Source organism: Microbacterium sp. C5A9, from assembly GCF_022627955.1.
In the GTDB taxonomy this organism is placed as follows: domain Bacteria; phylum Actinomycetota; class Actinomycetes; order Actinomycetales; family Microbacteriaceae; genus Microbacterium.
The window spans coordinates 1-276 of record NZ_JABXGD010000017.1 but is presented as its reverse complement, the minus strand read 5'-3'; the positions used below and the strand labels follow the sequence as shown (position 1 = coordinate 276).

The 276-nt window shown below is 69.2% G+C and carries 1 protein-coding gene; it reads right to left on the bottom strand.

The genetic code is table 11. The features are described from left to right. The coding region (locus HWD99_RS18305; protein WP_241797623.1) for a winged helix-turn-helix domain-containing protein at nt 1–276 on the bottom strand (276 nt) is incomplete at both ends.

Here is a 276-nt window from a genome sequence, read left to right as displayed (position 1 = left end):
CCCTGGCCGCGCACCGAACGCAGATAGCGCGGCTGCCGCGAGGCATCGCCCAGCGCCTGCCGCAACAGGCGCACGCGCTGGGTCACGGTTTCCTCGTTGACCAGCGCCGGCGCCCACACCTGCACGATCAGTTCGTCGAAGCCGACCACGCGCTGGCCCTGCCGCAGCAGGTAATGCAGCAAGCGGAAACTCAGCCCGCCCAATTCCAGCGCCACGCCGTCGCGTTCGACCCGCTGCCGTGCCACGTCGATGCGCAAATCGTCCAGCAGATAGCGC